This is a genomic window from Streptomyces sp. 13-12-16 (assembly GCF_002114215.1).
Lineage (GTDB): Bacteria > Actinomycetota > Actinomycetes > Streptomycetales > Streptomycetaceae > Streptomyces.
Genome location: NZ_NCTE01001113.1, coordinates 1 through 7,981 on the forward strand (window position 1 = coordinate 1; position 7,981 = coordinate 7,981).

General features: G+C 70.6%; 5 protein-coding genes, 1 tRNA gene and 1 other RNA gene. 1 reads left to right on the plus strand and 6 read right to left on the minus strand.

Annotated elements, in window-relative coordinates; genetic code table 11:
* Together B7767_RS36035 and ffs are read right to left on the minus strand one after the other, a co-directional pair.
* A partial coding sequence (locus tag B7767_RS36035) for a DNA polymerase III subunit gamma and tau (protein WP_143652822.1) occupies positions 1-1,295 on the minus strand: 1,295 nt, incomplete at its 3' end.
* 47 nt (positions 1,296-1,342) lie between these two features.
* Positions 1,343-1,441, minus strand: an RNA gene (gene ffs / locus B7767_RS36040) — signal recognition particle sRNA small type.
* Positions 1,442-1,514: 73 nt separating this feature from the next.
* On the opposite strand from ffs, the gene B7767_RS36045 reads away from it, so the two are divergent.
* A tRNA-Ser gene (locus B7767_RS36045) sits at positions 1,515-1,602 on the plus strand.
* A 289-nt stretch (positions 1,603-1,891) separates the two neighbouring features.
* On the opposite strand, the gene B7767_RS36055 is transcribed toward B7767_RS36045, so the two are convergent.
* From B7767_RS36055 to B7767_RS36070, 4 genes are all read right to left on the minus strand, one after another.
* Positions 1,892-5,749, minus strand: a complete 3,858-nt coding sequence (locus tag B7767_RS36055; protein WP_085575718.1) for a hypothetical protein — start codon at positions 5,747-5,749, stop codon at positions 1,892-1,894.
* A 3-nt stretch (positions 5,750-5,752) separates the two neighbouring features.
* A complete protein-coding gene (locus B7767_RS36060; protein ID WP_085575719.1) occupies positions 5,753-6,193 on the minus strand; it encodes a hypothetical protein in 441 nt (146 codons plus the stop codon).
* Positions 6,194-6,580: 387 nt separating this feature from the next.
* Entirely contained in the window at positions 6,581-7,579 is a 999-nt protein-coding gene (gap, locus tag B7767_RS36065; RefSeq protein WP_085575720.1) for a type I glyceraldehyde-3-phosphate dehydrogenase, read from the minus strand.
* A gap of 115 nt (positions 7,580-7,694) precedes the next feature.
* On the minus strand, positions 7,695-7,981 hold a 287-nt coding region (locus tag B7767_RS36070), incomplete at its 5' end, for a helix-turn-helix domain-containing protein (RefSeq protein WP_143652823.1).

Genomic DNA, 7,981 nt, shown 5'->3' on the forward strand with positions numbered 1-7,981 from the left:
GGCCCTCGTACCGCCGCCCGGGCGGCAGCGGGACCGCCCCCCGGCTCGACGAAGCCCTGCACCGGCGCTCCCCCGTGGGCCTCCGGCCCGGGAGCGTACGCCACGGCGGGCACACCGGCACCGCCCGCGGAGAAGTTCACCCCGCGCTCGATCCGGTCCAGCCGGGCCATGACCGAGCGCTCGTCGCCGTAGGCGGCGGGCAGCAGCACGCGCGCGCAGATCAGCTCGAGCTGGAGGCGCGGCGAGTTGGCGCCGCGCATCTCGGTGAGCCCCTCGTTGACGAGGTCGGCGGCGCGGCTCAGCTCGGCGGCCCCGAAGGTGCCGGCCTGTGCCTGCATCCGCTCGATCACGTCGGCGGGGGCGTCGATCAGCCCCTTCTCCGCGGCGTCGGGCACGGCGGCGAGGATGACGAGGTCCCGCAGCCGCTCCAGCAGGTCGGTGACGAACCGCCGCGGATCGTTGCCCCCCTCGATCACCCGGTCGACGACCTCGAAGGCGGCGGCCCCGTCACCGGTCGCGAATGCCTCGACGACGGAGTCGAGCAGCGAGCCGTCCGTGTACCCCAGCAGGGAGGCGGCCATGGCATACGTCACACCGTCCGCACCCGCGCCGGCGAGGAGCTGGTCCATGACGGACATCGAGTCACGCACGGACCCGGCGCCGGCCCGCACCACGAGCGGCAGCACGCCCTCCTCGACCGGGATGTCCTCCTTGCCGCACACCTCGCCGAGGTAGTCCCGCAGGGTGCCGGGCGGCACCAGCCGGAACGGGTAGTGGTGCGTACGCGACCGGATGGTCCCGATGACCTTCTCGGGCTCGGTGGTGGCGAAGATGAACTTCAGGTGCTCCGGTGGCTCCTCGACGACCTTGAGCAGCGCGTTGAAACCGGCCGACGTGACCATGTGGGCCTCGTCGATGATGTAGATCTTGTAGCGGCTGGCCGCGGGCCCGAAGAACGCCTTTTCGCGCAGGTCACGGGCGTCGTCCACACCACCGTGGGAAGCGGCGTCGATCTCGATGACGTCGATCGAACCCGGCCCGTTGCGCGCGAGGTCCCGGCAGGACTGGCACTCCCCGCACGGCGTCGGGGTCGGGCCCTGCTCGCAGTTCAGGCACCGCGCCAGGATCCGCGCGCTGGTCGTCTTGCCGCATCCGCGCGGACCGCTGAACAGGTACGCGTGATTGACCCGGTTGTTCCGCAGCGCCTGCTGCAGCGGGTCGGTGACATGCTCCTGCCCGATGACCTCGGCGAAGGACTCCGGGCGGTAGCGGCGGTAGAGCGCGAGAGACGACACGCATACGAGGTTATAGGCGCCCACCGACAACCGGCCCGTACGCCCGGAACGCAAGCGCCCCCCACGCACCCGCCAGAGCCGACCTACCCTTGCTGCCTTCCGGCCCTGGGGGAGTTCAGTCAGATAGCGCCGCGTGAGGGGCTACGCCAGAGGCTACCCCATGTCGCGGGCGGAGAACGAGTTCGCGAGCACTCCTCTCGGTCATGTAATGTTCCCACCGGAGGATTCGCCTAGAGGCCTAGGGCGCACGCTTGGAAAGCGTGTTGGGGGCAACCCCTCACGAGTTCGAATCTCGTATCCTCCGCCAGTGCCTCACCGGGCACGATGTCGAAGGGCCCCCTGGAAACAGGGGGCCCTTCGACGTGCGTGGTTGCAGTTCTCGTCCACCGCCCGTCGAGGGCGGCCCGGCATGCGGGGAAGCGTGAAGCCGCCGGTCGGCCGGACGGACCGGCCGTCGCTGACGAACCAGCCCTCCTCTCCGGCTCGGCACGTGCGGTCGATCTCCTGCTCGGCGAAGGTGATCACGTCGTCCTCGCCGTGCTCCCCGGGTTCCGTGCGCGATCCTCAACCTGTGCACACGCCTCGCCGGACGCACGTCAGGCGCACGGCGGGGCGTACACCACTCCCTCCCCGACGAAGCGGCGCCATTGGCCGGGACTGAGGCGCTCGGTGTCGACACAGATCCTCTCGATGCTCGTGTCCACGTCGAGCTGCCACAGCCGGGCCGACTGGTCGAGGCTGCCCGTGGCCAGCGTCTTCCCGTCCTGGCTGAAGACAACGGCGTACACGGAGTCGGTGTGGGCGTTCAGCGGCAGGCCGCGACGGCTCGGCCGGGCGGGCGTGCGGACGTCCCACAGCTGCACCGACGACTGACCGTAGCTGCCCGTGGCGAGGGTGCTGCCGTCCGGACTGAAGGCGAGGGCGAACACGGAATCGGTGTGTCCGGTCAGCGGCTCGCCAAGACTGGTGGGGTGGCTGGGCGGGGAGATGTCCCACAGGCGCACCGAGAAGTCGTTGCTGCCGGTGGCGAGAGTCTTTCCGTCCGGGCTGAACGCCAGGGAGGAGACACCATTGATGTGGCCCTTCAGCGGCCGCCCGACGCGCTCGGGTTCAGTCCGGTCGCGGACGTCCCACAGCTGAGCCGTGGTGTCGTAGCTGCCGCTGGCCAGCATGTCGCCGTCCGGGCTGAACGCCACGGCGAGCACCATGCCCTCGTGGTGGCGCACCGGACGGCCGACCGGCCCGGCACGGCTTGGGTCCGTGACGTCCCACAGGCGGATTGTGGAGTCCTGGCCGCCAGTGGCCAGGGTCTTGCCGTCCGGGCTGAACGCCAGGGTCCAGATGCCGCCCTCGTGTCCGGTCAGGGGATCACCCAGGTACTTGGGTTCGGACGGTTCGGAGATGTTCCACAGCTGGATCACGCCGTCGTACCCGGCACTTGCGAAGAACTTCCCGTCCGGGCTGAACGCCAGGGACCTGACGCCGGCGGTATGAGCCTGGAACCCCCGACCGAGCAGTTTCGGAAGGCCGTGCTCCGACGTGTCCCACAGCCGCACCGCCCCGTCCAGACCACCGGTGGCGAAAAGCCGCCCGTCCGGGCTGAACGCCACACCGATCACACCGTTGAAGTGGCCGGTCAGCAGCGTGCGCGGCACGTCCCACAGCCGGGCCGTCTGGTCGTAGCTGCCGGAGGCGAGGGTGTGTCCGTCAGGGCTGAACGCCACCGACGACACGGTGTTGCTGTGCCCCGTCCATGCCTGCCCGAGCGCCTTGGGACGTGTCGGGTCGGAGACGCTCCACATCTGCACGGTCGCGTCCGCGCTGGCGGTGGCCAGGACCCGCCCGTCCGGGCTGAACGCCACCGAGGAGATCACGGCGCTGCGCCCCTTGAGGAGCTGGTTTGCGTACGTCGGCTTGTCAGGGTCCGCGACGTTCCACAGCCGTACGGTGGAGTCGCCGCTGCCGGTGGCGAGGGTCCGGCCATCGGGGCTGAACGCCAGGGACGCGACAGTGTTGGTGTGGCCCTTGAGCGGGGCTCCGCGCCGCTTTGGCTTCTTCGGATCGGACACATCCCACAAACGGGTCTTGAAGTCGTCCGCCCCGGTGGCGAGTGTCTTGCCGTCCGGGGAGAAGGCCACCGCCCAGAGCCTGCCCGGACCATCCTTGAGCGGTTCGCCCACGAGCTTGGCATCGGCCGGGTCCGACACGTCCCACAGCCGAACCGTGGCATCGCCGGAACTACTGGCGAGCAGGTGGCCGTCAGGGCTGAACGCCACCCCGCTGATGACGGCGTCATGGCCGGTCAGGGGCTGGCCGAGAGGCTCGGGATCCGACGGGTCGGACACGTCCCACAGCCGGACCCACCGGTCACGGTCATCACCGGCAGCGGCCAGAGTACGGCCGTCCGGGCTGAACGCCACCGCCATCACGGCCTTGGTGTGGCCGGTCAAAGGCCGTCCCAGAGCGCGGGGGCTGCGTGGGTCGGAGGTGTCCCAGAGTCGGACCGTGGCATCGCCGCTGCCGGTGGCCAGGGTGCGCCCGTCCGGGCTGAACGCCACCGACGAGACCCGTTCGGTGTGGCCCTGCAGCTGCTTGGACAGCGGGGTGTTCCCGGAGTTCAGCAGGCGGGTGTACGTCTCGTCGCCAGGCCGCATCCGGTGCGCCACGAGGTCGAGCTGGGAGGCCAGCGACTGGTCCGTGCCGCGCAACCGGTCGGCTTCGGCGACGACCCGGTTGTAGACGGCGAGGTCCCGCTGGTGCAATGCCTCCCCCTGCTGCTTGAGCGCCATGCCTGCGGCACCCGAGGCGAGCAGGGTCAGGACGACGAGGGCTGCGATGACCATGCTCCGCAGCCGAGCGATACGGCGCCGCGCCCGCTCCCCAGCGGCAAGGAACGCCCTTGCCCTTGAACTCAAGCTGTTCGATGGCGCGTTGAGCGCCCAGGTACGCGCAACCTCAAGAGGGCTGCCACGAAACAGGAGCGCTGGGTCACGACCGCTCTCCTCCCACGTGGCCGCCGCCTCTTCCAGATTCTGGAGGGTGAGGCGTCCGGCTCGGTCGGCGTCGATCCAGCCGCGGAGCCGGGGCCACGTACGCAGCAGAGCCTCGTGGGTGATCTCGACGGTCTCCTGCGCGCGGGTGAGCAGCCGGGCCCGAGTGAACGCGTCCACTACCGACTCGGCATGTTCGCCGCCGATGTCCGCCAACTCGGCGCGGGTCAGGTGCTGTCGGACGTCCTCCGCCCTGTCGCCGACCCGCACCATCCGCAGGAAGAGCGACTGTGCCACGCGCCGCTCGTCGTCGTCGAGTCCGCTGTAGACGCGGTCGGCGGTCGAGGCGATGGCGCCTTGGATGCCTCCGGTGTCGCGGTACCCGCGCACGGTGAGCGTGGCGCCGTGCCGCTGCTGCCAGCAGACACGCAGGGCGTGTGCGAGCAGCGGCAGGCGCCCTGCCTCGTAGCGCACTTCCCCTGTGGGCCCCATCGCCATGGTGGCTCCCAGGTCGTGCAGGAGCAGCTCGACCAGTCCGTCCTCTACGTCGAGCCCCACGTCCATGGCGGGCAGCAGGACGGCCGCGCGCAGCTCCTCGTCCGTCATGGGACCGACGACCAGCGGGGCATCCTGCAGCGCGGCGCGCAGGGGCGGGTAATCGATGCACGCAGCGTAGAAGTCCGACCGGATGCCCAGAACCACGAGGGCCTGCGAGGTACCCTCCGTACCGGTGCGTGCCTGGCCACCCGCAAGGCGGGTGAGCAGTGTGACGAAGGAGCGCCGTTCCTGCTCGTCGGTACAGAGCGTGAAGAGCTCTTCGAACTGGTCGACCACGATGACCGCCCGCGCGGGCTGCCCCGGCAGGTCGTTTCGCAGGGCCTCGGCCAGGACCGAGAGGCACTGCAGCGGGTCGGCGACGAGATCTGCGGCCGTGACCTCCGAGCCGACGCCGCGGAGTGCCACGATCTGGTCAGCCAGAGCACGGAGCGGGTGGGCGCTGGGAGTGAGCAAGAGTTTCGGCCACCGGTCGGAGCCGGGCAGCGCGGCCCGGTCCAGGTGCGGCAGCAGCCCGGCCCGCAGCAGCGAGGACTTACCCGCGCCCGACGGGGCCACAACCGCCTGGAGTCGACCCGAGTCCACACGCCGGTCGAGGCGATCGGTCAACTCGGCGACGAGTGCCTCTCGTCCGAAGAACCACCGCTCGTGCTCCTGCCCGAAGGCAGCCAGCCCCGGGTAGGGGCAGTCCGGCACCGAACTTCCCACCTCGGTGCGGCGGCGTTTGCGCACTCCGTCGACGTAGTGGAAGTGCTGGTCACGGCCGGCGACGTTGATGCCTGCGTGATCGCGGGCGTATGCCTGGATATGGATGCCGTCGCCCGCGTTGCGCGGCGCGTCGTCCGCCGGGTGGTCTGCGGAGTCCGGGCGTTCGGTGCCGTGATCCGCCTGCGGCTCTTCCGGGCTCATCGATCACCCTCCGCGGAGGTGCTGATCGCGTCCAGCAACGTAGACCCGGCTGCTGTCCGAGGCCCGCACGGACACCCTCACCGATGGCTCGTCCGGGCCTCTGCCGGACGGCTCAGGGCCCAGGTTGTCGGCGAGGATCCTGCGCAGTTCCGCGGCGAGTCCGGGCTCGGCCGCGAGTAGCCTGCGCAGCCGCCCCTGCCACTCGCTGACCAGCTCCGCTTCGGCCTGTTCGGCCTCGGCCGGATCGCTGGCGTCCTGCCGTGCAGCGAGCAGCACTGCACGGGATTCCTCGAGTTCGGACTCCACCGTGTTCGCCCGGTCCGGGTACACACGACGCCACAGCGCACCCATCGAGGTCTGTGCCCGCTCCCAACCGGCCGTCGTCAGCAGTTGCACCACTGTCGCAGCCGCTACGGAAGCGAGGCCGGCAAGCTCCGGATCCATACGGTTCCCTCGTTCCCCCATGTCACTACCGGCTCACTGCATCGTGTGTACTGCCTGAATCACCTCGGGCGCCAGAGGGAACCCGGTCGAATGACCGGAACCACACGGGGTGCTGTCACGTTGCGGGTGGGGTCCAAGGGCCACTCCGCCGGTCTCGGTTCTGGTCTCGTTCGCGCACGTCCGGGCTCGTCCGGACTGCGTCGGCCCGAACGCTCCGCCGCAGTTCGGGACACCCCCGACCCCGTCCGGACCCCTGTACGAACATGTGGAAAGCATGTTGGGGGGCAACCCCTCACGAGTTCGAATCTCGTATCCTCCGCCAGTGCCTCACCGGGCACGTCGTCGAAGGGCCCCACCGCTTGCGGTGGGGCCCTTCGACGACGGGTGTCAGCGGGTGGCGAGGAGTCCGAGCGTGTCGATCACCCGGTTCGAGAAGCCCCACTCGTTGTCGTACCAGGCGACCACCTTGACGTGGCGGCCGTCGACGCGGGTGAGGGCCGAGTCGAAGATCGACGAGGCCGGGTTGCCCGTGATGTCGGACGACACGAGCGGGTCCTCCGAGTACTCGAGGACACCGGCGAGCGGACCCTCCGCCGCGGCGCGGTACGCCGCCAGCACCTCGTCGCGCGTCACGTCGCGGGCTACGGTCGTGTTGAGTTCGACGATCGATCCCACCGGGACCGGCACCCGGATCGAGTCGCCCGACAGCTTGCCGTCGAGGTTCGGCAGCACGAGACCGATCGCCTTGGCGGCGCCCGTCGTGGTCGGCACGATGTTGACGGCGGCGGCACGGGCGCGGCGGGCGTCGCGGTGCGGACCGTCCTGCAGGTTCTGCTCCTGCGTGTAGGCGTGCACCGTCGTCATGAAGCCGTGCTCGATGCCGGCGAGCTCGTCGAGCACGGCGGCCAGCGGCGCGAGCGCGTTGGTCGTGCACGAGGCGTTCGAGACGATCGTGTGCACGTCCGGGTCGTACGCGTCGGTGTTGACCCCGAACGCGAGCGTGACGTCGGCGCCGTCCGACGGCGCGCCGACGAGCACCTTCTTCGCGCCGGCGTCGAGGTGGGCACGGGCGGCCTCGGCCGACGTGAAGCGGCCGGTCGCCTCCAGCACGATGTCCACGCCGAGCTCGGCCCAGGGCAGCCGCGCCGGTTCACGCTCGGCGAGCACCTTGATGCGACGGCCGTCGACGACGAGGGCGTCCCCGTCGGCCGTCACCGGGCGGCCGAGCCGGCCGGCCGTCGTGTCGTAGGCGAGCAGCCGGGCGAGGGTGGCGGGCTCCGTGAGGTCGTTGACGGCGACGACCTCGAGGTCGCTGTCGCGTTCGAGCAGCGCGCGCAGCACATTGCGTCCGATGCGGCCGAATCCGTTGATCGCGATGCGGGTCATGAGTGGTGGTGTCCCTTCGGTCCCTGCGGTTCGCCACCAGCGTCGCGCGCGGCGTCCGCCCGTGACAGCGGCGTGATCGCCACGGTTCAAAAGGATCGCGCCACGCCCCGGCGGGCTACTCGCCCCGGGCGAAGGTGCGCCGGTACTCGCTCGGCGTGGTGCCGAGGATGCGCTGGAAGTGCAGCCGCAGATTCGCGCCGGTGCCGAGCCCGACGTCGGTGGCGATCTGCTCCACGCTCCGCTGCGAACGCTCGAGCAGCTCACGGGCCAAGTCGACGCGGGCGCGCATGACCCACTGCATCGGCGTGTACCCCGTGTCCTCGACGAAGCGCCGCGACAGCGTACGCGGCGAGACCCCCGCGTGCCGCGCGAGCACCTCGAGGGTGAGGGGCTCGCCGAGCC